21 protein-coding genes and 1 pseudogene are annotated in these 24,829 nt (G+C 60.8%); 9 read left to right on the top strand and 13 right to left on the bottom strand.

Annotation, left to right across the window (positions count from 1 at the left end; translation table 11 throughout):
• Window positions 1–93: 93 nt before the first annotated feature.
• Entirely contained in the window at window positions 94–504 is a 411-nt protein-coding gene (locus AO268_RS13430) for an Imm70 family immunity protein (protein WP_099168953.1), read from the bottom strand.
• A gap of 477 nt (window positions 505–981) precedes the next feature.
• On the opposite strand from AO268_RS13430, the gene AO268_RS13425 reads away from it, so the two are divergent.
• The gene (locus tag AO268_RS13425) at window positions 982–1,794 is read left to right on the top strand and encodes a class I SAM-dependent methyltransferase (RefSeq protein WP_076960864.1); all 813 of its coding nucleotides are present in this window, start codon (window positions 982–984) and stop codon (window positions 1,792–1,794) included.
• Window positions 1,795–1,928: 134 nt separating this feature from the next.
• On the opposite strand, the gene AO268_RS13420 is transcribed toward AO268_RS13425, so the two are convergent.
• Window positions 1,929–2,339 carry a TIGR03067 domain-containing protein gene (locus tag AO268_RS13420; protein ID WP_099168952.1) on the bottom strand — a complete coding sequence of 137 codons (411 nt, stop codon included), beginning with the start codon at window positions 2,337–2,339 and terminating at the stop codon, window positions 1,929–1,931.
• 405 nt (window positions 2,340–2,744) lie between these two features.
• Here AO268_RS13420 and AO268_RS13415 point away from each other — a divergent pair, with 405 nt between their 5' ends.
• From AO268_RS13415 to AO268_RS13400, 4 genes are all read left to right on the top strand, one after another.
• Complete coding sequence (locus AO268_RS13415; protein ID WP_099168951.1) at window positions 2,745–4,085, top strand: LPS O-antigen chain length determinant protein WzzB; 1,341 nt, start codon at window positions 2,745–2,747, stop codon at window positions 4,083–4,085.
• A 284-nt stretch (window positions 4,086–4,369) separates the two neighbouring features.
• Window positions 4,370–5,269, top strand: coding sequence for a lipid A hydroxylase LpxO (gene lpxO / locus AO268_RS13410; RefSeq protein ID WP_076960867.1), 900 nt, complete (start codon window positions 4,370–4,372; stop codon window positions 5,267–5,269).
• Window positions 5,270–5,458: 189 nt separating this feature from the next.
• Entirely contained in the window at window positions 5,459–5,776 is a 318-nt protein-coding gene (locus AO268_RS13405) for a hypothetical protein (RefSeq protein WP_099168950.1), read from the top strand.
• Between the two features lie 19 nt (window positions 5,777–5,795).
• Window positions 5,796–6,953, top strand: a complete 1,158-nt coding sequence (locus tag AO268_RS13400) for a PQQ-dependent sugar dehydrogenase (RefSeq protein WP_099168949.1) — start codon at window positions 5,796–5,798, stop codon at window positions 6,951–6,953.
• Between the two features lie 42 nt (window positions 6,954–6,995).
• Here the strand turns inward: AO268_RS13400 and AO268_RS13395 are convergent, their stop codons facing one another.
• Together AO268_RS13395 and AO268_RS13390 are read right to left on the bottom strand one after the other, a co-directional pair.
• Window positions 6,996–7,475: a nuclear transport factor 2 family protein gene (locus AO268_RS13395; RefSeq protein WP_076960870.1), complete on the bottom strand. Its 480-nt coding sequence runs from the start codon at window positions 7,473–7,475 to the stop codon at window positions 6,996–6,998.
• A 44-nt stretch (window positions 7,476–7,519) separates the two neighbouring features.
• Entirely contained in the window at window positions 7,520–8,083 is a 564-nt protein-coding gene (locus AO268_RS13390; RefSeq protein WP_099168948.1) for a TetR/AcrR family transcriptional regulator, read from the bottom strand.
• 124 nt (window positions 8,084–8,207) lie between these two features.
• Between AO268_RS13390 and pssA the strand changes: the two genes are divergently transcribed.
• Window positions 8,208–9,551, top strand: a complete 1,344-nt coding sequence (pssA, locus tag AO268_RS13385; RefSeq protein ID WP_099168947.1) for a CDP-diacylglycerol--serine O-phosphatidyltransferase — start codon at window positions 8,208–8,210, stop codon at window positions 9,549–9,551.
• Here the strand turns inward: pssA and AO268_RS13380 are convergent.
• Complete coding sequence (locus AO268_RS13380) at window positions 9,548–10,750, bottom strand: MFS transporter (protein ID WP_076960873.1); 1,203 nt, start codon at window positions 10,748–10,750, stop codon at window positions 9,548–9,550. The two genes, pssA and AO268_RS13380, sit on opposite strands and share 4 nt — an antisense overlap.
• 183 nt (window positions 10,751–10,933) lie before the next feature.
• Here AO268_RS13380 and AO268_RS13375 point away from each other — a divergent pair, with 183 nt between their 5' ends.
• Window positions 10,934–11,950, top strand: coding sequence for an AraC family transcriptional regulator (locus tag AO268_RS13375; RefSeq protein WP_099168946.1), 1,017 nt, complete (start codon window positions 10,934–10,936; stop codon window positions 11,948–11,950).
• 88 nt (window positions 11,951–12,038) lie between these two features.
• On the opposite strand, the gene AO268_RS13370 is transcribed toward AO268_RS13375, so the two are convergent.
• The 8 genes from AO268_RS13370 to AO268_RS13335 all read right to left on the bottom strand — a co-directional run bounded on the left by AO268_RS13370 (window position 12,039) and on the right by AO268_RS13335 (window position 22,670).
• The gene (locus AO268_RS13370; protein WP_076960875.1) at window positions 12,039–13,454 is read right to left on the bottom strand and encodes an efflux transporter outer membrane subunit; all 1,416 of its coding nucleotides are present in this window, start codon (window positions 13,452–13,454) and stop codon (window positions 12,039–12,041) included.
• A complete protein-coding gene (locus AO268_RS13365) occupies window positions 13,451–16,630 on the bottom strand; it encodes an efflux RND transporter permease subunit (protein ID WP_099168945.1) in 3,180 nt (1,059 codons plus the stop codon). The genes AO268_RS13370 and AO268_RS13365 overlap by 4 nt, the downstream gene beginning before the upstream one ends.
• Before the next feature lie 15 nt (window positions 16,631–16,645).
• Window positions 16,646–17,893: a multidrug efflux RND transporter periplasmic adaptor subunit MexE gene (gene mexE / locus AO268_RS13360; protein WP_076961133.1), complete on the bottom strand. Its 1,248-nt coding sequence runs from the start codon at window positions 17,891–17,893 to the stop codon at window positions 16,646–16,648.
• A gap of 242 nt (window positions 17,894–18,135) precedes the next feature.
• Window positions 18,136–19,098 carry an arsenic resistance protein gene (locus AO268_RS13355; RefSeq protein WP_099168944.1) on the bottom strand — a complete coding sequence of 321 codons (963 nt, stop codon included), beginning with the start codon at window positions 19,096–19,098 and terminating at the stop codon, window positions 18,136–18,138.
• 62 nt (window positions 19,099–19,160) lie between these two features.
• Window positions 19,161–19,787 (bottom strand): LysE family translocator, encoded by a 627-nt coding sequence (locus AO268_RS13350; protein WP_099168943.1) that lies wholly within the window; start codon window positions 19,785–19,787, stop codon window positions 19,161–19,163.
• A gap of 96 nt (window positions 19,788–19,883) precedes the next feature.
• Complete coding sequence (locus AO268_RS13345; protein ID WP_076960879.1) at window positions 19,884–21,296, bottom strand: ArnT family glycosyltransferase; 1,413 nt, start codon at window positions 21,294–21,296, stop codon at window positions 19,884–19,886.
• The gene (locus tag AO268_RS13340; RefSeq protein WP_236309530.1) at window positions 21,296–22,282 is read right to left on the bottom strand and encodes a glycosyltransferase family 2 protein; all 987 of its coding nucleotides are present in this window, start codon (window positions 22,280–22,282) and stop codon (window positions 21,296–21,298) included. The genes AO268_RS13345 and AO268_RS13340 overlap by 1 nt, the downstream gene beginning before the upstream one ends.
• Window positions 22,263–22,670 carry a GtrA family protein gene (locus AO268_RS13335; protein ID WP_076960880.1) on the bottom strand — a complete coding sequence of 136 codons (408 nt, stop codon included), beginning with the start codon at window positions 22,668–22,670 and terminating at the stop codon, window positions 22,263–22,265. The genes AO268_RS13340 and AO268_RS13335 overlap by 20 nt, the downstream gene beginning before the upstream one ends.
• A 399-nt stretch (window positions 22,671–23,069) precedes the next feature.
• Between AO268_RS13335 and AO268_RS33755 the strand changes: the two are divergent.
• Together AO268_RS33755 and AO268_RS33750 are read left to right on the top strand one after the other, a co-directional pair.
• Window positions 23,070–23,825: pseudogene (locus AO268_RS33755) on the top strand (HAMP domain-containing protein); the annotation flags it as partial.
• Window positions 23,820–24,683 (top strand): methyl-accepting chemotaxis protein, encoded by an 864-nt coding sequence (locus tag AO268_RS33750; RefSeq protein WP_373562129.1) that lies wholly within the window; start codon window positions 23,820–23,822, stop codon window positions 24,681–24,683. The pseudogene AO268_RS33755 and the gene AO268_RS33750, both read left to right, overlap by 6 nt.
• Window positions 24,684–24,829: the final 146 nt, after the last annotated feature.

The following is a 24,829-nucleotide window of genomic DNA, read 5'->3' as shown; positions in this document are numbered from 1 at the left end:
TTTCAGATTTTTATAATTGAAAACTTCAAGGGGTTTGAAAGTCCAAGTTGAAATCTACAACCCCTGTGTCCTATAGCGGCCGGCTACAGCCTGTCACTGAAGAAGGACATCCCGTCGCTCTTCGATAGAGGTGGCTAACACCTCTTCAAGTATGTGGAAAACGTCGCGCCCGGTACTCGATACGAAGTAGTTACCAAGGTTCGTAATGTGTGGTGCGATGTTGTCGCCCCAAGGTGGTTTGGCCAAGCGGTTCTCGATGTCCCAGACAACAGATGAGGGAGGTAAGTTGCTCAACGTGGCTTTCGCCATCCGTAGTTCCGTAAGTGCAAACAGGGCGCTCACATGAGCGAGGCGGCCCTGGTAGAGTTCATTCATCAGGTGTGGAAGGCTGCGCCCCCAACCAGTGGGTTCGCAATGAGCGCTGATGGTTGAGAAAAAAGAGTGCACGAACGATGGCGCGCCAAGTTCTTCTGTGATTGACCCCACTGTTACTCCGACTGTCATCTGCGATCCTCGTGACGTGGCGTTGCGGCCTGTGTGATTAACCGTTGGATATTGAGTATAGCGCTTCCCTGCGAACACCGTTAAACCTGTATATATCCAGTATTTTGGCGGGCCAAAGTTAACAGGAAAATATGGGGTGCATGTTGGAATTTGGCGCGCATTGTCGCATAGGTGAGGCGCGAGTTATATGACAGGCAGGCCTGTCGGACGGCGAGCAGTGCCTGGCTTGGTTATTTGGGCTGTAAATTCTACAAAATTCATCAAGTTGTATCGAAATTGTCTCGATTGTCCGATCCCGTGTTGATAACAGTTGAACATCCAATGGCCGTGGATTAAGTTTCCACCGTTCGCCCTGCAGTGATGGCTCTTTACCGGTTCAGGGATGGCGAGGCTGTCGGTGCGGGGCGAACCACCTTTTTATTTTTTGACGGCGCTCATTGCCATTGTGTTGCGCACGCTCAACCGTTTGGAGACGCAATGGACACGCTGTCTGCTCAACAGGCCATCGCCAGTAACAAGGCCGCCTGGAACGAATCCGCCGCACACCATAAAGCGACCGAGCACTGGCAAGGCCTGCTTGAGGCCGTTGGCGAGCCGGGGTTCAGTTGCCTGGATCCGACCCTGACCGCCCTATTGTTGCAAGTGGGGATCAAGGGCCGGGACGCGGTACAACTGGGGTGCAATAACGGCCGTGAAAGCCTGTCGCTGTATGGGCTTGGCGCCAGCAGCGTGGTCGGGATCGACCAGTCCGATGCGTTTCTTGCCCAGGCTGCGGAACTGGCCAGCCGGTCGCCACATTCACCTGAGTTTATCGAAACCGATATTCATCATTTACCCGAGCGCCTGCACGGGCGGTTTGACATCGCCCTGATCACCATCGGCGTGCTGAATTGGATGCCGGATATCGCGCTGTTTATGCGGCATGTCGCCAGCACCCTGAAAGCAGGGGGGACGCTGGTGATCTACGAGACCCATCCGTTCCTGGAAGTGTTCGACCCCCAAGCTGCCAACCCGATGTTGCCGGCCACTTCATACTTTCGCCGCGAGCCTTTTGTGCAGCACGAGGCAATTGTCTATGAGGGGGCGAGCAAGGGGGCCGCGGCTGCCTCTTACTGGTTCGTGCATACCCTGGGGGAGATTGTCAGCGCGGCCATCGCGGCGGGGTTGCAACTGCGGCATCTGCAGGAGTACCCACACTCCAATCGTGAAGAAGTCTACGACCAGTACGAGGACCAGGCGGCGCAATTGCCGATGTGCTACACCCTGACCGCCGTCAAGTGCCCGGCCTGAAAAAGCCAGGCAAAAAAAGGCCCGCTGGGGCGGCGGGCCAAGGGATTTACTTGAGGAGTTGGGTTCAACCTATCGCGCCAAACGTGAAGCGTTTGTGAAAATCCTGTCGCTAAAACGGATGCCACCCAACCCCCTCAAGCCCGGCGCACGAAGGTGCGCATTGTCTGCCCTGGCGTCGTACTGAAATGCGTCGGCCGGGGCATGCCTTCATCTGCCGCGATAAACACGAAGCGCTCATCTTCCAGGGTGTAGCTCGCAGGCAGACATTTGCCGGCGTCGGCCCCGATGGCATCGATCCAGGTAATGCTCTTGGGCGTGGTGCGGGCGTCCAGGGTAAAACACCCCTCCAGCAAGACCTTGCCATCGAGGGTCATGACCTGGAATCGATCCCCCTCAATTGTGGTTAGCGCACCGGGCGCACTGTGTTCATCCGGTGGGTTGGTGATGCCGCTGTCTTCCAGGGCGATCTGCTCCCAAGTGCCTTGCAGGGCCTGTCGATCCCGTTCGGTCGGGCACGGGGTGGCGTGGGAAGAGGGCAATGGCATGCAAAAACTCCTGTTTTGATAAGGCCTCAATGGCGGGCTCGCCGACAGCAAGAAATGTTTCCTGTCGAGTTTGGTTATTAGGTTTCGTAGGAAATCTCCCAAAGTTGTGCGCCTGTCGGGTTTTTTCCTTTGCCAGCAGATATTTAAAACGATTTTGGCCTATCGTGAGAAGGATGTTTCTTGATATGTCATCTACGCTGAGCGGCGTCCTATATGACATTAATCTTTCTGAAGGAAAACAATCTCGATGCGGTAGGGACTTTTTCAGTGACTGAATGGTCGGATGACCGTTGCCTTATGTCGTATTAGCCATATCCAGGGCGTTGTCCCTGCATTCTCAATTGGTTATTCAGATCTATTGTGTAGTGGGCAGCCAGTGTCCACTTTTTGAAGGGTGTCCCCATTTTGAATAGAACTCCTCAGGTTCAAGCCCCCGTGGTGTCTGATGAAATTGATTTATTTGACCTGTTCCACTCGATCTGGCGGCAAAAGAAACTGGTAATCGGTTGTACCCTTTTTGCAGGCCTGGTGGGCGTTGGCTACGCGTTGTTGGCCCCCCGTGAGTACCAGGTCAGCAGTGTGCTGCGCCCTGCGGCTATCAATGAGTTGGATGCCCTCAATCGTTCCGAAGTCTACAAGTTGCCGCCGGCGGACGCGCTGGCCAAAGTGGGCGCGCAACTGGATTCGTACGATGCGCGACTGAGCTTCTTCAAGGCCAACCCGGCGTTGTTCCAGGCGTTCCAGGAGCCGGGGCGCAGCCTGGAACAGAGTTTCGAGGCGTTCAACCGCAACTCGATCAAGCTGATCCTGCCTGACCCGAAGAAAGCGGACTCCTTGAGCAGCTATATTCGCCTCGAACTGCAATACCCCACGGATATGGACGGGGTGGCGATTCTCAACGGGTTTGTCGACTACGCCATTGCCGCCGAGCGCGAGCAAGTGGGCGCCGACCTGAAGGTGATCGTCAACAATCGCCTCACTGAGCTCAAAGGCAAGATTGACGCAGCACGCGCCAATTACGAAACCGACAAGGAATCGAAAATCGCCAAGCTGCTCGAAGGCGACAAGCTCAAGCGCGCCCAGCTTGAAGATGAACTCAGCGCCTTGCGCCTGCAGATGAAAATGCAGCGCTCCAACCGCTTGGCCGAGCTCAATGAAGCCATTTCGATTGCCAAGTCCATGGGCATCAAGAACCCGACCACCCCGTCGTCCATGGCCGATGCCGGGCGCAACGGCTCCAGCCAGGTGATGCGCACCGAGGTCAACAACCAGCAGATTCCCCTGTACTTCCTTGGTACTGAGGCCCTGGAAGCCGAGCGCACGGCCTTGCAGCAGCGGACCAGCGACGACTTCACCAACAGCCGTGTCGCGGAAATCGGCAAGGAACTGCAGTTGCTGGAGGTCAATCGCCAGGTCGAGGTTATGAAGCGGCGGGGCAATGAAGATATTTTCCTGCAGGATGTCGAGCCCTTGCGTGCTGAAGTGGCCCGCCTGCGCGGCCTGAATATCGATATGAGTGCCTTGAAGCTGGTGACGATTGACCGGCGCGCCCAGGAACCGCTGAGCCCGATCAAGCCGAAGAAAGTCCTGGTGGTTGCCTTGAGCCTGGTGGCCGGGTTGCTGTTGGGGATGTTTATTGCGCTGGTTCGCCATCTGGTCCTGACACGCCGCACCGTGGGCTATCCAGCCCTGGACGATGACCGCTTTACCCGGCGCGAACGCAAGGATGACCAGCCATTGGGCTGAGTCGCGCGAGGCCTTTCCCGGGCTGCGTCGCAGCCCGGCATACCCGCCACCGCACTTTCGGGGTGGCGCGGCTATACAGTTGGAAGACACCTTTTCACAATTCTTAGTTAACCTTTGGTTACAATCTGTGGCTAAAATAACTGCCATTGGCCACTATCCGAATGGTCTCCAAGACACTCGTGGGCCTGTTAACGAATTGTGATTTCAGGGGCTGCATTTTCCATTCCGGGCTCGGCAGGGCCTAAAGGGGCAGCCAGTACTCTTCTGATATGTGACGAATTCCCGTGAAACTCATCATTGTTGCCCTTTACGTTGTCTCCATTGCGTATGTACACCTGCGTGGCCGGGTGCGACATAAGCTGGGCCGGCAGTTAAGCGACCACTCGACCTTCCTTGCACCGGTCAACTGCTTCCTCTACGCGTTCTCCAGGTTGCCCGGCCGGCCTTACTTGTCGCCCAGTGACTTCCCCGACCTGAGCCCGCTGCAGGAGCATTGGCAGGTGATTCGCGAGGAAGGCCAGAACCTGATGCGGGCCGGGGAGATCAAGCGTTCGGATCAATACAACGACGTGGGTTTCAACTCGTTTTTCAAGTCGGGCTGGAAGCGTTTCTACCTCAAGTGGTACGGCGACAGTCACCCTTCGGCCATGAAACTGTGCCCACGCACCACCGAGCTGGTGCAAAGTATCGGTTCGATCAAGGCCGCGATGTTTGCCGAATTGCCGCCAGGTTCCAGGCTGGTGCGCCATCGTGATCCCTACGCGGGTTCCTATCGTTACCACCTGGGCCTGGATACTCCCAACGATCCAGGCTGCTATATCAATGTGGACGGTGAGAACTACTACTGGCGTGACGGCGAGGCGGTGATGTTCGATGAGACGTACATCCACTACGCCGAAAACACCACGACGCAAAACCGCATCATTCTGTTCTGCGATATCGAGCGGCCCATGAAGTATCGCTGGGCGGCGGCGTTCAATCGCTGGTTCAGCCGCAACGTCATGGCCGCTGCCGGCTCGCCCAATGATGCCGGGGACAAGACCGGCGGCTTGAACCGCGCCTTTACCCGCCTGTACAAAATCCGCCTGCGGGGCAAGGAACTGAAAAAGCGCAACCGTAGCCGCTACTACCTGGAAAAGTGGGCGATCTTCGCCGGGTTGGCGCTGCTCTTCATATTGATCTGATCTCATCCGGGGGGGGGGCATATCAGTCCGACGGATTCGTCCCCCAGTCTCTGCGCCATCTGCTGGCTGTTGCCCAGGCTTTGCAAAGCCGTGTTACACCTGCCTGGAAACTATTTAGTTACCCAGCCCGAACCCAACGCGTAGCGTGTTATCGAATGCAGGTATTCCTCGCCCCAGAGAGGCTTTGTCATGAACTGCCGTACACGCAGCCTTGTGGTGCTGGTCCTGGGCCTCGCCTTGAGTGGCGGGGCCCAGGCGCAGAACCTGCCCGGCAACAACAACCCGTATAACAGCCCGATCAAGCGGGCCAACCCCAACAGCATGCAGGGCACGCAGCCCTCGATGCCCGCCACGCGTGGCACCTACACCGCGCCTGTGCCTCGGCCGCCGACCCTGGAAAACGGTGGCATCGGCAACCGCTACCCGCAGCGTGATGCAGCCCCCGCACGTCCTGCCCCGCAACCCTCAGCCCCGACGCAAGATGCCAACGGCAATCGCCGGCCCTGAACGCAAGGAGCCCCACGGTATGTTTCTACGCAAATCTCTTTTAGCGACCTGCTGTGCCAGTGTCTTGGCCGCCGCACTGCCCGCGTTTGCTGCCGATACCCGGCAGTTTCCCAGCGAGCAAGGCAGCATCAGCGTCACCCCGATTGTCAAAGGCCTGGACCACCCCTGGGCCGTGGCGTTCTTGCCAGACAAGCAGGGCTTCCTGGTTACCGAGCGTCCTGGCGCGCTGCGCTTTGTGAGCAGTGATGGCAAGTTATCCGCCCCCCTGAGTGGCGTGCCGCACGTGTGGGCCAAGGGGCAGGGGGGCTTGCTGGATGTGGTGCTGTCGCCTGATTTCAAGGAGGACCGCCTGGTTTATCTGTCTTACGCGGAAGGCGGCGGCGAGGGCGGGACGGCTGGCACGGCGGTGGGGCGTGGCCGCTTGAGCGCGGACCTGAGCGGCTTGCAGGACTTCCAGGTGATCCTGCGCCAGGAGCCCAAGTTGTCTACCAGCAATCACTTTGGTTCACGCCTGGTGTTTGACCGCGATGGCTACCTGTTTGTGACATTGGGGGAAAACAACCAGCGTTCCACAGCCCAGGACCTGGACAAGTTGCAAGGCAAGGTCGTGCGGATCTACCCGGATGGCCGCGTGCCGGATGACAACCCGTTTGTCGGTCAGCCGGGGGCCCGGCCGGAGATCTGGTCCTATGGCCAGCGCAACCCCCAAGGTGCCGCACTGAACCCCTGGACCGGCACCCTCTGGGAAAACGAACACGGCCCGCGCGGTGGCGATGAAATCAATATCATCGAGCGTGGCAAGAACTACGGCTGGCCACTGGCGACCCATGGCATCAACTATTCCTTGCTGCCGATTCCCGAGGCCCTTGGCAAGACAGCAGACGGCACGGTCGGCCCGCACCATGTATGGGAAAAGTCGCCGGCCATCAGCGGCATGGCGTTCTACGACGCCGACCGGTTCAAGGCCTGGCAGCACAACTTGTTTATCGGCGCCTTGGCCAGCCAGGAGCTGATCCGCTTGCAGTTCGACGGCGATCGGGTGGTGCACGAAGAGCGCCTGCTGGGCGAGTTGAAGGCGCGCATCCGCGACGTACGCCAGGGCCCGGATGGCTTCCTGTACGTGCTCACGGATGAAGCGGATGGCGTGTTGTATCAGGTGGGTTTGCAGCAGGATTGAGCTATAAGCGGCAAGCACACTGGGTGCTTGCCGCGAAACCCCCTACAACCCCAATTCCGACAACCCCGGGTGATCATCCGGGCGCCGGCCCAGTGGCCAGTGGAATTTGCGTTCGCTTTCCTTAATCGGCATGTCGTTGATGCACGCATACCGGTTGGACATCAGGCCATCCTGGTCAAACTCCCAATTCTCGTTACCGTAGGAGCGGAACCAGTTGCCGGAGTCGTCGTGCCATTCATAGGCATAACGCACGGCGATGCGGTTGCCGGTAAAGGCCCACAGCTCCTTGATCAGGCGATAGTCCAACTCCCTGGCCCACTTGCGTGTGAGCAATGCCCGGGCCTGCTCGCGGTTGTGGGCGAATTCGGCGCGGTTACGCCACTGTGTGTCCAGGGTGTAGGCCAGCGACACGCGTTGCGGGTCACGGGAGTTCCAGCCGTCTTCGGCCAGGCGGATCTTTTCAAGCGCCGATTCCCGAGTAAAGGGCGGTAATGGCGGACGCAGGTGTGCATTGTCTGACATTTGAGAGTTCCTTCAGAACATTAATCGTTAAACCCATCCAACGTTCAAAGTGCCAATAACGTTCGCGCCATGCATTGCGCATTATCAGCAGCGGTTACATCGCCCATGATCAGGGCCATGGTAATGGCGCCATCCACCAGGATCAGCAGGTGCGCGGCCTGTTGCTCCGGGGCGGGAGTGCCATGTGCCTTGCACAGTTCGAGCAGGTACTCGAACAGTTTCTGTTTGTGCGCCTTGGCCAGCAGGCGTACCGGGTCTTGCGGGTTGCCGGTCTCGCCGCTGGTGTTGATAAAGGCGCAGCCGCGAAAGTCCGCGGAGCCAAACCAGCGCTTGAGGGCGCTGAACACGCCAAGCAAGCGCGCGCCGCTGTCGGCGTAGGGCTCGACCTCGCTGCGCAGCCACTGCAGCCAGCGCTCGTCGCGCCGCTGCAGGGCGGCGATCACCAGTTCGTCCTTGTTGGCGAAGTAGCGGTAGATGCTTTTTCTGGAGACGCCGGCGGTTTTCACCAGCAGATCCATGCCGGTGGCCGCAATGCCATGCCGGTAGATCAACTTTTCGGTGACGTCCAGGATAATGTCGCGGGTTTCACTGCTGGTCATATCGTTCATGTCGCCAACAGTAGAACGATCGTTCTTCTTGGTCAATCAATTATTTTCGGCATCCCGTGGGCAGACCTGGCCACCCCCATGGTGTAAGCTCTCGGGCTCTTCGGATTCGATCATTGCGGGCCCTATGCCGTCGTTATTCAAACGTTCCCTGTTACCCAAGTTGCGCGGTTTTCCCCTGACCGCCGATGCTATCGAGGTGCTGTCCGGCGCCGCTGAGTTTCGCCGTGGCCTGCTGGAGAACATCGCCCAGGCCCAACACCGTATCTACCTTGTCGCCTTGTACCTGCAACAGGACGAAGCGGGCCAGGAGGTGTTTGACGCGCTGCATGCCGCCAAGGCTGCGCGGCCCGAGCTGGAGATCGTGGTGATGGTGGACTGGCTGCGCGCCCAGCGCGGCCTGATCGGCGCGGGCAAGCAGCCGGGCAACAGCGCCTGGTACCAGGCGATGACCCAGGCACACCCCACGCACGTGCCGGTGTACGGGGTGCCGGTGCAAACCCGCGAGCTGTTTGGTGTGCTGCACCTGAAGGGCTTCGTGATCGATGACAGCGTGCTGTACAGCGGCGCCAGCTTGAATAATGTGTACCTGCACAAGTTCGACAAATACCGTTTCGACCGTTATCACCTGATCCACAACAAACCATTGGCCGACTCCATGCAACACCTGGTGGAGCACGGGCTGGTAGCGTCCAAGGCGGTACACCGCCTGGACCTGCCCAACCTGCCCACCACCCGTAGCCTGCGCAATGACATCGGTGACTTGCGCAGCCGGCTCAAGCACGCGACCTATGACACCACGGTCGGCCAGGCTGGCATTGGCGGGTTGTCGGTCAGCCCGTTGCTGGGGGTGGGCAAGAACAACCCGCTGAGCCGGGTGATCTGCGAGCTGATCGCCAGCGCCCAGCAGCAGTTGACCCTCTGTACCCCGTATTTCAACCTGCCGCTGCCGGTGACCCGGGAAATCAACCGTGCGCTGGCCCGTGGGGTGAAGATCGACATCATCGTCGGCGACAAGACCGCCAACGACTTCTACATCCCGCCCAGCGAACCCTTCAGGATCATCGCCGCGCTGCCGTATCTCTACGAAATCAGCCTGCGCCGCTTTGCCAAGCGCCACCAGCGCATGATTGACAGCGGCCAGCTCAGCCTGCACCTGTGGCGCGACGGGGATAACACCTATCACCTCAAGGGCATGTGGGTCGACGAGCGCTACACCTTGCTCACCGGCAACAACCTCAACCCCCGAGCCTTCCGCCTGGACCTGGAAAACGCCTTGCTGATCGACGACCCCCAGGGCCAGTGGCTGGCGCCACGGCGCAGCGAGCTTGCAGAGATTTTCCGGCATGCCACGCGGATCCAGGGCTACCAGCAGTTGCAGACGCTGGTGGATTACCCCGAAGCCGTTGGCAAGTTCTTGCGCCGGGTCAGCCGGGTGCGGGTCGAGCGCTTGCTGTACCGGATCCTCTAGTGGCGCGGTGCCGGCCAGAGCGCAACGAGCAACAACAGGGCGGCGGCGACCAGGTAGGGTAGCCGCGGTTCGACGGCATAGATCAGGGTGGCGGCCAGGGGCCCGACCACCACGCCCAAGCCTTGCGCCGCACCCACCGAGCCGGCGGTGGCCCCTTGTTCCGAGGCCTCCACCGCATTGGCCGCCAGGGCGGCAAACGCCGGGAAGATCCAGCCCATGCCCGCCGCCGAGACGAAGAAGCACAGCCAGAGGATCCACGCCGTATCGGCGAACATGCTGCCGGCAAAGCCCAGGGCGGCGACGATGGCGCCGACGCGGATCATCCGCAGCGGTGGCCACTCCAGTTTACGCACCAGCAACTGCGAGCAGATCAAGGCCAGGCCCACCATCGTCAGGGCGATCCCGGCGGTTTGGGCGGCGTCAGCCGGGTTCATTTTCAGGCGATCAAGGGCGAAAAAACCCACGGTGATCTGGGCGATGGACACACACAACATGGCGACAAAGGCCACCACCAGCGGGCGGCGCAGGCGTGGGTCCGCGAGGTTGACGGCCTTGGGCGGTTGCTTGAGGTGCAGTTCCTGGCGGGGCAGTTTTACCAGCAGCACCAAAAAGCCCGCCATTGGCAACAGCGCCATGGCATAGAACGGCAGGCTCAGGCTGTAGCGGGCCAGCAGCGCGGCAATCGCCGGCCCCAGCACCAGGCCACAGGCGTTGGCCGCCCCCAGCGAGGCCATGGCCTGGGTGCGGTGGGCCGGCTCGATATTGTCCGCGATCAGCGCGTAGCCACCGACCGGGATCGCGGCGTAGAACACCCCGATCAACCCGCGCCCCAGCACCAGCCCGATAAACGCCAGCATGGCCGAGGGCAGCAGTTGCAGGGAGGCATCGATAAACACGCACAGCGCCCAGTACGCCAGGGTGAAGCCGCCGGTGCCCAGCAGCAGCACCCGCCGCCGGCCCAGGCGGTCACTGGCCTGGCCCCAGGGGCGCGCCAGCAGCATCCAGATCACCCCGGACACCGTCACCGCCGCCCCCGCCTGCCAGGTCGCCAGCCCCAGCACCCGGGCGATGGGGCCGATCAGCGAGACAAACGCCATCATCGCCATGGTGCAGGCCATATTGGCGATCAGCAGGGGGCGCAGGTTGAATGTCACTGGAGTGGGCAAGGCAGCATCAAGGCTGGCGGCTGAATCAGGCATGGGAAATCTTCCGTGAATAGGATCGATTGAACGTTATAGGTAAGACGGCTAAACACAAAGCGCGATTAACCACGATGATACAAATCCACAGCCCACGCGCGCGCGGCATCGGTGCGCAATTTGGGTTTCTCATCTGCCCACACGCTCCTACAATGGCCAACCTACAAGCTTGAGCCCTGGCCCATGTCGGAAAAAGACACAATCTCCATCCACCTGGTTGGCGAAGCCCTGTTGCAGAGCTGTGCCCCCGGTGCAGCGACGTGGGAGGCCCTGAACAAGGTCGGGATCGACCCCGTGTTGCTGGAGCAGCCCGCCGCCCGGGTCCCGGCGCTGGCGTACGCCCGGCTCTGGCGCTTGCTGGCGCGGCGCCGGGATGATGAGTTCTTTGGCATGGACCCACGCAAGCTCAAATCCGGCAGCCTGGCGTTCCTGTGTCATGCCTCCATGGCCCAGCCCACCCTGGGCGAGGCCCTGGAAACCGGCCTGGGCTTCCTGTCGTTGATGCTCGAACACCTGCCCGCGCAATTGGTGCGCCAGCAAAGCTTGGCGGAAATCGTCTTGCTGGAACCCGAGCCCGAACCGCGGCGGGCGTTCACCTATTTTTGCTACTGGATGATCGTCCACGGTGTCGCTTGCTGGTTGGCCGGCCGGCGCATCCCGATCCTGGCGATTGAACTGCGCGGCGCGCAGCCGGCGTTTTGTGATGATTACCAGGTGATGTTCTCTGACAACCTGCGCTTCGACCGGCCCCGCACCCGGATGATCTTCTCGGCCGACTGCCTCGACCTGCCGATCAAGCGCAGCCCCGAGGAGCTCAAGCGCTTCCTGGCCCATGCGCCCGCCAACATCCTGGTCAAATACCGCGACCCGGACAGCCTGGCGATGCGCATCAAGCATGACCTGCGCCAACAGCCGGCCCAGCAGTGGCCGGAAACCGAAAGCCTGGCCCAGCAATTATGCATGTCCGCGTCCACCCTGCGTCGGCGGCTGGCGGAAGAAGGGCAGACCTACCAGGGGCTCAAGGACAGCGTGCGCAAGGAGTTGGCGATTGTCTGGCTGGCCGAAGCCGAGATCAGCTTTGCCGAGATTGCCAGTCGCCTGGGCTTTGCCGATGTGAGTTCGTTCTACAAGGCTTTTCGCAAATGGTCGGGATCCAATCCTGGGCATTACCGTAGTTTGATCCTCACCGAAGTCAACTGATCGCACAGACAAAAAAAGCCCCATGACCGAATGGACCACGGGGCTAAAAATTGGTTGGATGCGACCAACCAAAGGAGCTCTGTCTACATCATTGGCGGCTGGCGACCACCGTTTCGGGCTGCCAGCCACCACCCAGTGCCTTGTAGATCGCCACGATGCCGCGATACAGGTCCACTTCGGCCAGGGCCTGGGCGTCTTCGGCGAGCAGGCGCTCGCGCTGGGCGTCGAGTAGCACGAGGAAGTCGGCGGTGCCTTCGCGGTAGCGGATCTCGGCCAGGTCGGCGGCGGCGCGGCTGGATTCGCTCTGGCGGATCAGCGAGACCAGGCGCTGCTGGCGCTTGCCGTAGTCGCTGAAGGCGTTCTCTGACTCTTCCAAGGCCAGCAAGACTTGCTGCTCGTAGGTGGCCAGGGCGCCGTCGGCCTCGGCATCGGCGCCGCGCAAACGGGCGCGCACGCTGCCCAGGTCAAAGGCGGCCCAGGTGATGCTCGGGCCCAGGGCCCAGGCATTGGCGGCCGATGAACCGATCTGCGAACCGCGGCCAGCCGTAAACCCGAGGAAACCACTGAGGCTGACCCGTGGAAACAGGTCGGCCTTGGCCACGCCGATACGCGCGGTGGCGGCTGCCAGTTTGCGTTCGGCGCTGAGAATGTCCGGGCGCCGTTGCAGCAGTTGCCCCGGGTCGCCAATCGGCAAGGCCTTGGCAATCGCCGGCAGGTCGGCCGGGCTCAGGTCCACCGTGAGTTTGTCCGGGCGCTGGCCGAGCAGGGTGGCGATGCGATTGCGCTCGCGCACTTGTTCGGCCTGCAATTGCGGCACGCTGGCCTCGACCGCCGCCAGGCGCGCATCGGCACGCACCACGTCCAGTTGATCGCCGACGCCGGCATCGCGCAGGCTTTCGGTGATGGTGCGCGAATCCTGCTGGTTCTTCAGGTTGGCCAGGGCGATTTTTTCCCGCAGTTGCGCGCCGCGCAGTTGGCCGTAGGCGTCCACCAGTTCGGCAATCATCGTGACTTGCAGTTGATAGAGGTCGGCCTCGGCCGCTTGCTGGTCGGCGTCACTGGCTTGCAGGTTACGTTGGATACGGCCAAACAGGTCCAACTCCCAGGCCATGTCCAGGCCCAGGTCATAGCGTTCGCTACTGACCCGGCGGGTAGTCTGGCCGGGGATCTGGCCCTTGGCCAAATCACTGCTGGCACGGCTGGTGATAGTTGGCATTGCATCATTGCTGGCGTCATCGCGAATCGCCCGGGCGGCCCGCAGGCGGGCAAAGGCGACCCGCAAGTCGCGGTTGCCACTCAACGACTGGAGGACCAACTGGTTAAGGGTCGGGTCCTCGAACTGCTGCCACCAGATGCCTTCAAACTTGGCGTGGTCGTACTGCCGGGCATCGGCGGCGGCCGTGATAGTGGCCGCCTCCAATGGCTGGGTTTTATAGTCCGGGCCCACGGCACAGGCGCTGAGCGCCAATACCAGCAGGCTCGGCAGGAACACCTTCACACTCATTGCTGTGTCTCCAGCTTCAAGGCCTTGGCCGCTTTGCGCGCATCGCTGCGCTCCACATAACGACGGATCAACACGTAGAACACGGGCGTCAGCAACAGGCCGAAGAAAGTCACCCCGATCATCCCGGAGAACACGGCCACACCCATGGCATGACGCATCTCGGCCCCCGCGCCGCTGGAGAGCACCAGGGGCACCACGCCCATGATGAAGGCGAACGAGGTCATCAGGATCGGCCGCAGACGCAGGCGGCAGGCTTCCAGCACCGCAGCCAGCGGGTCGAGGCCTTCTTGCTGTTTATCCTTGGCAAATTCGACGATCAGAATCGCGTTCTTACAGGCCAGGCCCACCAGGACGATCAAGCCGATCTGGGTAAAGATGTTGTTGTCGCCGCCGGACAGAATCACCCCGGTAATGGCCGACAGCAGGGTCATCGGCACAATCAGGATCACCGCCAGCGGCAGGCTCCAGCTTTCGTATTGGGCGGCCAGTACCAGGAACGCCAGCAAGACACACAGCGGGAACACGAACAGCGCGGTATTGCCCGAGAGGATTTGCTGATAGGTCAGGTCGGTCCACTCGTAGGTCATGCCGTTGGGCAGTTCCTCTTTCAACAGTTTCTCGATCGCTTCTTGCGCCTGGCCCGAGCTGTAGCCGGGGGCGGCGTTGCCGTTGATCTCGGCAGTGATAAAGCCGTTGTAGTGCATCACGCGGTCCGGCCCCGAGGTGTCGCTGACCTTGATAAAGGTCGCCAGCGGGATCATCTCGCCCTTGTTGTTGCGCACTTTCAACTGGCCGATCTGCTCGTCTTCAAGACGGAACTGCTGCTCGGCCTGGACGTTGACCTGGTAGGTACGGCCAAAGCGGTTGAAGTCGTTGGCATACAACGAGCCCAGGTAGATCTGCAGGGTGTCGAAGATGTCGCTGATCGCCACGCCGTGGGTCTTGGCCTTTTCACGGTCGATGGCGGCATCGACCTGGGGCACGTTGACCGTGTAGCTGGTGAACAGGCCAAACAGTTCCGGCACGTTGTGGCTCTTGGTGATGATGTTCTGCACTTCTTTGTACAGTTCCTCGTAGCCCAGGTTGCCGCGGTCTTCGACTTGCAGTCGGAACCCGCCGATGGTGCCCAGGCCCTGTACCGGCGGCGGTGGGAAGATCGCCATGTAGGCTTCCTGGATATCGGCGTACTTGCCGTTCAGGGCGCCCGCGATTGCACCGGCGGACATACTCGCGTCCTTGCGCTGGTCAAACGGCTTCAAGGTCACGAACACAATGCCGCTGTTGGGGCTGTTGGTGAAGCCGTTGATCGACAGGCCGGGGAAGGCCACGGCGCTTTCCACACCCGGTTGCTTGAGGGCGATATCCGACATGCGCTTGATCACGTCTTCGGTGCGATCCAGGCTGGAAGCGTCCGGCAGTTGGGCGAAGGCCACCAGGTATTGCTTGTCCTGGGCCGGGACGAAACCGGTCGGGGTGTGGGCAAAGCCAAACCAGGTCAGGACCATCAGGCCGGCATACAGGAACAGGGCGATGCCACTGCCACGGATCACCCGGCGCACGGTGCTGACGTAGCCACCGCTGGCCCGCTCGAAGAAGCGGTTGAACGGGCGGAACAGCCAGCCTCCGAACAGCTTGTCGAGCACCTTGGAGAAGCGATCCTTGGGCGCGTCATGGCTGCGCAGCAACACGGCGGCCAGGGCCGGGGACAAGGTCAGGGAGTTGAAGGCCGAGATCACGGTGGAAATCGCAATGGTCAAGGCAAACTGCTTGTAGAACTGCCCGGTCAGGCCACTGATAAAGGCCGCCGGAACAAACACCGCACACAGCACCAACGCGGTGGCAATGATCGGGCCGGTCACTTCGCTCATGGCCTTTTCGGTGGCCGGGAACGGCTCCAGGCCCAGCTCGATATTACGTTCGACGTTCTCCACCACCACGATGGCGTCGTCCACCACGATACCGATGGCCAGCACCAGGCCGAACAGTGACAGCGCATTGAGCGAGAAGCCAAACAGGTGCATCACGGCAAAGGTGCCGATCAACGAAACCGGCACGGCCACCAACGGAATGATCGAGGCGCGCCAGGTCTGCAGGAACAGGATCACCACCAGCACCACGAGAATCAAGGCTTCAAACAGGGTATGCACCACGGCCTCGATGGAGCCACGCACGAAGATGGTCGGGTCATAGACGATGCTGAAGTCCATGCCTTCGGGGAAGCTCTTTTTCAGCTCCGCCATCTTGTCGCGCACTTCGTTGGAGATCTGGATCGCGTTGGAGCCAGGGCGCTGGAAAATCGGCAGTGCGACCGCCGGCTGGTTGTTGAGCAATGAGCGCAAGGCGTATTGGCTGGAGCCCAATTCGACCCGGGCGATGTCCTTGAGGCGGGTGATTTCACCGTTATCGCCGGCACGGATAATGATGTTCTCGAACTCGTCCTCGGTGACCAGGCGCCCCTGGGTGTTGACAGACAGCTGGAAGCTGGTTGCCGTCGGCGCGGGTGGCGCGCCCAGCGCACCGGCCGCTACCTGGCGGTTCTGTTCACGGATCGCGGTTACCACATCGGTGGCGGTCAGGTTGCGCGAGGCGGTCTTGTTCGGATCCAGCCACACCCGCAACGAGTAGTCGCCCATACCGAACAACTGCACATCACCGACACCCCCCAGGCGCGCCAGCTCATCCTTGATATTGAGGATGGCGTAGTTGGACAGGTAGAGCATGTCGTAGCGCTGGTCCGGGGAGGTCAAGTGCACCACCATGGTCAGGTCGGGAGAGGCCTTGTCCACGGTGATCCCGATGCGCGTCACTTCTTCCGGCAGTTTGGGCTGGGTGCGGGTCACCCGGTTCTGCACCTGCACCTGTGCATTGTCCAGGTCAGTGCCCAGGGCGAAGGTGATGGTCAGGGTGAGCTTGCCGTCGGCGGTCGACTGCGAGGACATGTAGAGCATGTTCTCGACGCCGGTGATTGCCTGTTCCAGCGGCGCGGCCACGGTTTCCCCGATGACCTTGGGGTTGGCGCCGGGGAAGTTGGCACGCACGACCACGGTCGGCGGCACCACTTCCGGGTATTCGCTGATCGGTAATTGGAACAGCGAAATCGCGCCGGCGATCAGGATCAGCAGCGACAGGACCGCTGCGAAGATCGGCCGCGAAATGAAGAACTTGGAAAAATTCATCTTGTGTGTAGTCCCTTAACCGCGTGGAGTCGTGACACTGGCGAGCTTGGACGCGGTTTTATTTTGCGGGGCGACTTGTTCCAGGTTGCTGGCTTCAAGTGCTTGTCGTTGTTTGGCCAAGGCGGCGAGGGTGGCCTGGCTGGCCATCGGGACGGTTTGCGGGGCGACCGGCGATCCCGGGCGTACCCGCTGCAGGCCCTTGACGATAATGGTGTCGTCCTTGCTCAAGCCGCTGCGCACGATACGCAGGCCTTCGATCTTCGGCCCCAGTTCCACGGCGCGGTAGGCCGCCTTGTTGTCGCCCTCCATCACCAGCACGAATTTCTTGCCCAGGTCGGTGCCCACGGCTTCGTCAGTGATCAACACGGCGGAGTAGGTGCCGCTGCCCACCAATTTAAGGCGCGCATACAGGCCGGGAGTGAAACGCCCGTCAGTGTTATCGAACACGGCACGGCCACGGATGGTGCCGGTGGCCGGGTTGACCTGGTTGTCGACAAAGTTCATCTGACCCAGGTGCGGGTTGCCATCTTCATTGGACAGGCCCAGGTACACCGGGGTGGTCGCGCCGCGACGGCCCTGGCGCGCCAGCTCGGTGTACTTGAGGTACACACGCTCATCGGCGTCGAAATAGGCGTAGACCTTGTCGGTGGAGACCACGCTGGTCAACTCGGTGACATCGGCGGTGACCAGGTTGCCGGCGGTGATCGCGGCGCGGCTGACACGGCCACTGATGGGCGAGGTGACCCGGGTGAAACTCAGGTTCAGGCGGGCCAGGTCCAGTTGTGCCTGAATCCCGGCCACGGCGGCGCGGGCTTCCTGGGCGGCGGTGGTGCGCGAGTCGGCCAGTTCGGCGGAAATCGCATTGCTCTGGCGCAGGCGCTCGCCACGCTGGGCCTCGTTGTCACTGCGCGAGGCGGCGGCGCGGGTTTGTTGCAACTGGGCTTCAAGGCGACGCACTTCAGCCTGGAACGGACGCGGGTCGATCTGGAACAGCAGATCGCCTTTTTTCACCAGCGCGCCCTCGGTAAAGGCTACCTGATCGATCTGGCCCGACACGCGTGGACGGATTTGCACGGTTTCCGGCGCTTCCAGGCGGCCGGTGAATTCATCCCATTCGTTGACCGGTTGTTCCAGGACCTTGGCAACGCTGACTTTGCTGGCGGGCATGGCAGCGGCCTGCTCAGGGGCCTTGCCGCATGCGCTTAACACCAGCACGGCCAAAAGGGCCAGGGGATAGCGCAAATGTTTGAGTGACTGTTCCATGAGGTGCATCCGCCAATCTATTTGAGATGGGCGGATCATGCTCGGCCTGTGTGCTATCTCACGAATCGAATGAAACAAAGGTAACTATCATTCGGAATGATATAAGCGTCAGCCAAGCCTTCTAGGATGGGGGTTTTGTTAGGGGGCTATCAATCCCATTGATGACAAGACACTGTTGCGCGAACTGCAACCCAGCAAAACGCCGGCTTGCTGGTACGCTGGCATGCGACACGGGCGCAACCCTAGCGGCTGCGCCAGACCAGGGCCGGGATGAGGCGGATATAAATCAGCTCAAACACCAGCTCGATCAAGGTCTGGGTGATGACGGCAGCGGCGGCCAGCGCGCGGAGCTCTTCCGGCAGCGCCAGCGCCAGCGGCAGGACCACCAGCGAGTTGCGGGTTGCACTGCTGAACGTAACCGAACGCGCGGTGGTTGCCGGCAAACCAAAGGCCCGGGCCGTCAGCGCGCCGACCACGGGCGCCAGCAGCATAAAGCCTAAATAGACGGGCACCACCGGCAGCAACTGTGTAAACGCCTGCGCAACCAAGGCGATCTGCGACCCCATCACCACGATCAGCACCGCCGCCATGGCCGGCACGGGCATCCACGCCCAGGCGTCGTTCCAGCGTTCGACCAGGCGCGAGCGCCGGGCCCCGGCGCCGGTCAGCACCGCCAGCAGCAGTGGCAGCACGATCAGCAGCAAAAAGGCCTCGACAAACGGGCCGATGGCGATCGCCACCGCCGCGTCGCCGGCCGGTATCAACGCCAGGTACAGCGGCAGCAGCGCCAATTGCAGCAACAGCAAGACCGGGGTGGCGGCCAGCGTCAGCCGGGCATCGCCTTTGCCAAGATGGGTAAACACCACCACGTAGTCGATGCACGGCGTGAGCAGCACCAGCAATGCACCGATCAGGATGGCCGGCCGGTCGTGTAAGCCGAGGGTCAGGCCCCAGACCAGCAGCGGGATCAACACAAAGTTGGCGACCAGCAGCGCCGCCATAAAGCGTTTGTTGGCAAGCCCCTGGCGCAGTTGCAGAAACGGGATCTGCAGGAACATGGCGTACATCAGCACGGCAATTGCCGGGGTTACCAGGGCGCCAAGACCCGGTGCGGCCTGCGGGGCGAGCAGGCCTGCGAGGGCCGCGCCGATAACGGCGACGAGGTAGACGGGGATCTGGTTCTGCTCAAGTTGCTCTCGGGTCACGGGGTGTCCTGGTCACGGAGGCGGGGCGGTCTGCGCCGTGCAGGGTAACCGAAACAAGGCCCTTATTTTTGACTGAGTGCCGCCACCGAAAGCCCGGACGCGACGAAGGTCAGTCCGGCCCCCACATTCAACCCATTGATGACTTTGGGCTTGCGCTGCAGCCACGTCGAGAGGCGTGTCGCAAAAATCCCCATGAGCGCGAAGCCCAGGGCGGTCAACGCGGCGAACCAGGCACCGTAGACCATCATTTGTAGCGTGACCGAGCCCAGTGACGGGTTGACGAATTGCGGAATGAACGCGAGCACAAACAGCCCAGGCTTAGGGTTCAGCGCCGCCGACAGGAAACCGGTGAGGAAGATGCTGTTGAGCGGTTGCCGTGCCGCCGGCTTGAAGTTGATCAGGCTGCGCGAACGCAAGACCTTGATGCCCAGCCACAACAGGTAGCTGGCGCCGATGACCTTGACGACCCAGAAAGCCACGGCAGAGGTCTGCATCAACAGGGTCAAGCCCAGTGAGGCCGTGGCCACATGAAACAAAATCCCGGTGCCCGATGCGAGCCCCGAAACGGCCGCCGCCATGCGCCCCTGGCTCAGGCCCCTGGCGATGGCCAGCAGGTTGTCCGGGCCGGGGGAGAGCACCAGCAACAGGCAGGCGGCGCTATAGGTCAGCCAGATATCCAGGGGGAACATAACGACAGTCCTTTTCGTCAGGGCGAAGGCAGCTATCCTGCTCCCGCGGGCGCCCCGAGATCAAGAGCGCTGTCGCCACCGCCCAGGCCGGTATGCTCAGGCAGGAGGCTTGAGCGGTTCGCACCTGAACAACACACTCTGGCTGGCACGCAGCTGTTCGACACAGTTGAACGGCTGCAAGGCCTGGATGCCACGCTTGAGGTCGCGTTCACGACGGGCGATATAGAACCTGGGGTCATCCGGCAGGGTGCTGAAGTCCTTTACCTGGCGAGCCTGGCCATTGGTATAGAACTCCCCCGCATAGGAGCGACGGCCCCAGTAGTAAAGGTTTCCAGGTTTGCTTGCCTGCAATTGCTGCCAGGCATTGGCAAGGTCGCGCTGGTTGTTCGGCCGGTCAAAGACGCGGCCATCGATGGCGGCAATCGGCAGCCACACCGGCAGCAGCAGTGCCAGGCTCAACCCGGTGACGGTTTTGCCGGTACGCCAAGGCCCGTGATTGAGTGCGCCCGCCAGCAACAGGCTCCAGGCTGGCAGCGACGGCAGCAGGTAAGTCCACAGGATATTGCCGGAGAACGTGAAAAACACCGGCGTGGCCAGGGCCCACAGGGCAATGAACGCGTAGTAGCGCCCCGCCAGTGCCGAGCGTCGAAAACCAAAGTAAAGCGCGGGCAACAGCAGCGTCCATGGGAAAAAGGCGAGCAACAGGTCCAGCCAGATCGCCCCGATTGGCCGGGCATGGGCACTGCCATACAAGTCGCCGGCCCAATCACTGACCACATAGCGTTTCCAATGCTCTCCCACGAGGAAGTAATCGAGAAAACCAGGCGTACGCTGTTCGGCAATCAGGTACCAGGGCACGGCGATCAGCAGCATCAGCAAGAGGCCGGTGATCCAGGGCAAGCGCCAAAACGCGCGCCATGGGCGGTAGCAGAGGGTCCAGATGAGCGCTGGAATCGCCACCAACACGACCGCCAACGGCCCCTTCGCCAGCAGCCCAAGCCCCAGCCCGGCAAACCCGGCCAGCGCCCAGCGCCGGTCCCCCTGGGTTATGCCGCGCCAAAAACCATAGCTGGCCAGCAGGACCGAGAAACTCAGCGCCGGGTCGGTCAACACCACACCGGCCGACAACAGACCGAGGGTCGAACTGGAAAAGATAATCGCCGCCAAGAGCGCGGTTTTTTCGTCCACTTGCTCACGGGCAAAACGGATGATGAGCAGGCAACTGGCAACATGAAACAGCCATGCCGGAAAGCGAATGGCGAATTCATTGATGCCCAGCAGCTTCATGCCCAGCGCCTGGCTCCAGAACGACAGTGGTGGCTTGCCCCAAAAAGGCACATCCACCTGGAACAGTGGGGTTACCCAGTTCCCGAGGACCAGCATCTTGCGCGCCATTTCAGCGTAACGGGCTTCGGAGGTGTCCATCAGCGGGTAGAGGCCCAGGCTGGCCAGGCGCAGGCCCAAAATGGCAATCAATAGCAGCCATAGCGTACGGGTTGTCATGGTCATCAATGCTTTTCTTGTTCACGAGGAGGGGTTGGGCAGGTGTGTTCTGGCCGCTTGGGGGCTTCGCCGAGCAGGTTGTTGAGCAGATAGATGGGGCGTTGCCGGACCTCGCTCAGCGTGGCCCCCAGGTATTCGCCGATCATGGCGATGCCCAGGGCAATAAACGCGGCAATGCCCATGATCACGTGATGGGAGCTGACGGTGCTGACGCTCATCTGATGGATGAGAAAGACCAGGGTCGCGACAAAAATCACCAGGCTGAGCAGGCTGAACCAGCGCAACGGCTTGCGCGAAAGCGCCAATACACCTTCGATGCCTAGGTCGATCAATGCCAGCGGCCCCCACTTGCTGAGGCCGGCGCTGCGCGGCTCACGGTCGTAGGGCAACTCGATGGTATTGAACCCCAGCCAACTGATCAGGCCTTTCATGAACCGTGTGCGCTCTGGCATGGCTCGCAACGCTGCCAGGGGCGCAGGGCCGATCAGGCGGAAGTCGCTGACGTCGGCGGGAACATCAAACTTGTCAGCCAGGAAGTTCATCAGTTTGTAGTAGAGATGGGCACTGATGCGTTTGCTTGAGGTATCCGATAGGCGACTGCGGCGCTGCATATTGACAATATCGCTGCCGGCAAGCCAATGATGAACCATTAATGGAATAAGTTCGGGTGGGTCTTGCAAGTCTGCATCAATAAATAACACCGCATTCCCGGCCGCGTAATCCAGACCGGCAACCATGGCCGCTTCCTTGCCGAAATTGCGGCTTAGATTCAGGCATCGAACACCGGGCGTCTGGCAATAACCGTCCAGTAAAGACAGCGTTCCATCGCGACTGCCATCATTCACATACAACACTTCGTGGTGAATGCTTAGTGTCTTGAGTACTGCCATGAGACGCTTATGAAAGATCGGGAGTACCTTGGCTTCGTTATAACAGCAGATAACCACACTGAGCAGCGGGCGAGGGGGGCGCTCAGGTCTTGACGGGTTCATGGCGAAAGCTCCAGTACTGATTGATTCGATAAGTGATCAACGTCAGGGCGAGGGTGGTCATCACTTGCATCGGCCAAAGGTGCTGGGGCCAGAGCTCCAGCAGGACGGCCATCAGCGCCAGGTTTGCGCAGTTATAGGCGAGGGCCGTGATGCAAAAACGCAACCATTGATAAGCGTCGGGTGGGTGGTTTTTTGTAAACGTCCAGCGTTTATTGCCTTGGTAACTTACGGCGGTTCCGGCTATGGCTCCCAGCAGCGTCGCAATGAGTGCCGGTAGAACCTGCGACAATAACAAAAGTGTTATGTAATGAGTGCCGGTGGCAAGTATTCCAACTGTTAAATAGCAAGGTAGGGGGGTGTAAGTGTCACGGTATGCAGGGGGCTTCATCGAAAGAACTACGCGTATTCAAGAGTCTGTGTGGCGTTGACTTTAACTATTTATGGGAGCCAGCGTGTGAAAAAAGTGTTTAATAACGCTTATATTACCAAAGTGTAATTTTGGCGTTGGTTGACTGTAAGAGTTTGCGAGTTATAGCCGAAAAAGCACTGTTGTTTATTCCAGTGGTCCGCGTTTCTACCTGGCGCGTGGCGACTCCCTGGGGGGCGAGTGGATGGGCTCGGTCGTGGCTACGGAGCGCCAGGCTCAAAAGACACCGAGACCTAAATCGCCATTACCGCAGCGAAAACCTGCAAGTAGGCTTAAATCATGGGTAGCGAACGCGTCGATGTGTTTTACACGACAGCCATCAGCACCTTGTTTTAGTCCGTAACCGCAGAGGGTTCAGGGATGTCGATAAAACTACGTCTGTTATTGCTGATCGGCACCAGTGTGCTTACGGTTCTTATCATCAGCCTGGTGAACTACCTGGGGAATGCGCGCATGGAGGCGGCGATGATTGACAGTGAGGTCAGCATGACCGCATTGAGCAATCACCTGGAGGCCGACATGATGCACGACGCGCTGCGCGCCGATGTACTGTCGGCGATGCTGGTGGGGCTGGGCAAAAGTGTCAGCAGCCGGGAGCAAGTGCAGGAAGCCCTCACTGAACATGCGGGGCATTTTCGCAAGGCGCTGAGTGATAACCTCGGGCTTCCCCTCAACGACACCCTCAAGACCGCGCTGAGCGGTATCAAGCCCAGCCTCGACACGTACATTGCCTCGGGTGAGCGGCTTGTCGGTGTGGCGATGGACGATCCCGTCGCTGCGCAACAAGAGCTGGGCGGTTTTACCAACGCGTTCACCCAGCTGGAAGGCCAACTGGCCAGTTTGAGCGAGCTGATCGAAAACAACTCCAAGGCCAGTGGCGAGCAGACCCGTCAAACCGTGCGCAGCGCCAACTTCACCCTTGGCGTGGTGCTGGTGTTGTGCCTGTTGTTACTGAGCGCCCAAGGCTATTGGGTTACCCGCAGCATCATGCGGCCGTTGCAATTGGCGCGGCAGATTGCCGAGAGCATTGCCCACGGCAACCTCAGCGAATCGATTCCCGAAGCTGTCGGCCGCGATGAGGCCAGTATGCTGATCCGCAGCCTGGCGGTCATGCAGCATGACTTGCGCGGCATGATTGAGGCGGTGCGCAACAACGCCCAGGGCATCACCCGTATGAGCCAGCAGTTGAGCAGCGGTTGCCATGAGGTGGCCGTCAGCAGCCAGCAGCAGAGTTCGGCGGCGGGGACCATGTCGGCCGCCACCAGCCAAATGACCGCCAGCATCGAGGAAATCACCCGGCATGCCGTGCACGCCCTGGAAATGGCCAACCAGGCCGAAACCCTGGCCAAGAACGGCGGGCAGGTCATTCACCAGGTTGTGAGCGATATGGACGGCATCGCCCAGTCGGCGCAACAGTCGGCCCAGGTGATCCGCACGCTGGACAAGGAGTCCGAAGGGATCTACAGCATTATCCAGGTGATCAAGGGCATCGCCGACCAGACCAACCTGCTGGCGCTCAACGCGGCCATTGAAGCCGCCCGCGCTGGCGAGCAGGGCCGCGGTTTTGCCGTAGTGGCCGACGAAGTGCGCAGCCTGGCGGGGCGCACCAGTGCTTCCACCCAGGAAATCGCCAGCATGGTCTCGCGCATCCAGCAAAGTACCCGCGAGGCGGTGACCAGCATGGAAGCCGGTGTGGCCCAGGTGGATAAAGGCATGGCGGTCACGGCCGATGTGGAACGTGCGATTCGCGAGATTCTGGATGCGACGTTGAACACCACACAACTGGTCCACGACATCACGCGCACCATTGGCGAACAAAGCCTGGCCAGTAATGAAATTGCGCATCAGGTCGAGATGATTGCCGGGATGTCGGAGGGCAATACCCGGGTGATTGGCCAGACGGCGGGGACGACGGATGAGTTGTCGGCACTGGCGGGGCAGTTGGCGCAGTCGGTGGGGCGGTTTCGGCTTTGAGGGGGGCGGGCGTTGTCAGCAATGTACGGCGCCCCAAGGCGCTAACGCTTAGGGAAACTCTGAAAAAGACTTTCTGATTTGGCAAAATACCGCGACCCCACCCACCGAGTTTCCCGATGAAGCAGATGACCTTCGCCGACGCCGAG

Source organism: Pseudomonas sp. ICMP 8385, from assembly GCF_002699915.1.
Classification (GTDB): domain Bacteria; phylum Pseudomonadota; class Gammaproteobacteria; order Pseudomonadales; family Pseudomonadaceae; genus Aquipseudomonas; species Aquipseudomonas gessardii.
The sequence above is the reverse complement of the archived record's forward strand: the minus strand, read 5'-3'. Positions and strand labels throughout refer to the sequence as shown.

Excerpts from the sequence above, each read along its gene's own strand:
- AO268_RS13425 (WP_076960864.1), top strand. The coding sequence starts at position 982 with ATGGACACGCTGTCTGCTCAACAGGCCATCGCCAGTAACAAGGCCGCC.
- AO268_RS13365 (WP_099168945.1), bottom strand. The coding sequence starts at position 16,630 with ATGAATTTTTCCAAGTTCTTCATTTCGCGGCCGATCTTCGCAGCGGTC.
- AO268_RS13375 (WP_099168946.1), top strand. The coding sequence starts at position 10,934 with ATGTCGGAAAAAGACACAATCTCCATCCACCTGGTTGGCGAAGCCCTG.
- AO268_RS13335 (WP_076960880.1), bottom strand. The coding sequence starts at position 22,670 with ATGAAGCCCCCTGCATACCGTGACACTTACACCCCCCTACCTTGCTAT.
- AO268_RS13350 (WP_099168943.1), bottom strand. The coding sequence starts at position 19,787 with ATGTTCCCCCTGGATATCTGGCTGACCTATAGCGCCGCCTGCCTGTTG.
- AO268_RS13380 (WP_076960873.1), bottom strand. The coding sequence starts at position 10,750 with ATGCCTGATTCAGCCGCCAGCCTTGATGCTGCCTTGCCCACTCCAGTG.
- AO268_RS13340 (WP_236309530.1), bottom strand. The coding sequence starts at position 22,282 with ATGAACCCGTCAAGACCTGAGCGCCCCCCTCGCCCGCTGCTCAGTGTG.
- AO268_RS13390 (WP_099168948.1), bottom strand. The coding sequence starts at position 8,083 with ATGAACGATATGACCAGCAGTGAAACCCGCGACATTATCCTGGACGTC.
- AO268_RS13370 (WP_076960875.1), bottom strand. The coding sequence starts at position 13,454 with ATGAGTGTGAAGGTGTTCCTGCCGAGCCTGCTGGTATTGGCGCTCAGC.
- AO268_RS13345 (WP_076960879.1), bottom strand. The coding sequence starts at position 21,296 with ATGACCATGACAACCCGTACGCTATGGCTGCTATTGATTGCCATTTTG.
- AO268_RS33750 (WP_373562129.1), top strand. The coding sequence starts at position 23,820 with ATGCAGCATGACTTGCGCGGCATGATTGAGGCGGTGCGCAACAACGCC.
- AO268_RS13405 (WP_099168950.1), top strand. The coding sequence starts at position 5,459 with ATGAACTGCCGTACACGCAGCCTTGTGGTGCTGGTCCTGGGCCTCGCC.
- AO268_RS13400 (WP_099168949.1), top strand. The coding sequence starts at position 5,796 with ATGTTTCTACGCAAATCTCTTTTAGCGACCTGCTGTGCCAGTGTCTTG.
- AO268_RS13430 (WP_099168953.1), bottom strand. The coding sequence starts at position 504 with ATGACAGTCGGAGTAACAGTGGGGTCAATCACAGAAGAACTTGGCGCG.
- AO268_RS13395 (WP_076960870.1), bottom strand. The coding sequence starts at position 7,475 with ATGTCAGACAATGCACACCTGCGTCCGCCATTACCGCCCTTTACTCGG.
- mexE (WP_076961133.1), bottom strand. The coding sequence starts at position 17,893 with ATGGAACAGTCACTCAAACATTTGCGCTATCCCCTGGCCCTTTTGGCC.
- AO268_RS13420 (WP_099168952.1), bottom strand. The coding sequence starts at position 2,339 with ATGCCATTGCCCTCTTCCCACGCCACCCCGTGCCCGACCGAACGGGAT.
- pssA (WP_099168947.1), top strand. The coding sequence starts at position 8,208 with ATGCCGTCGTTATTCAAACGTTCCCTGTTACCCAAGTTGCGCGGTTTT.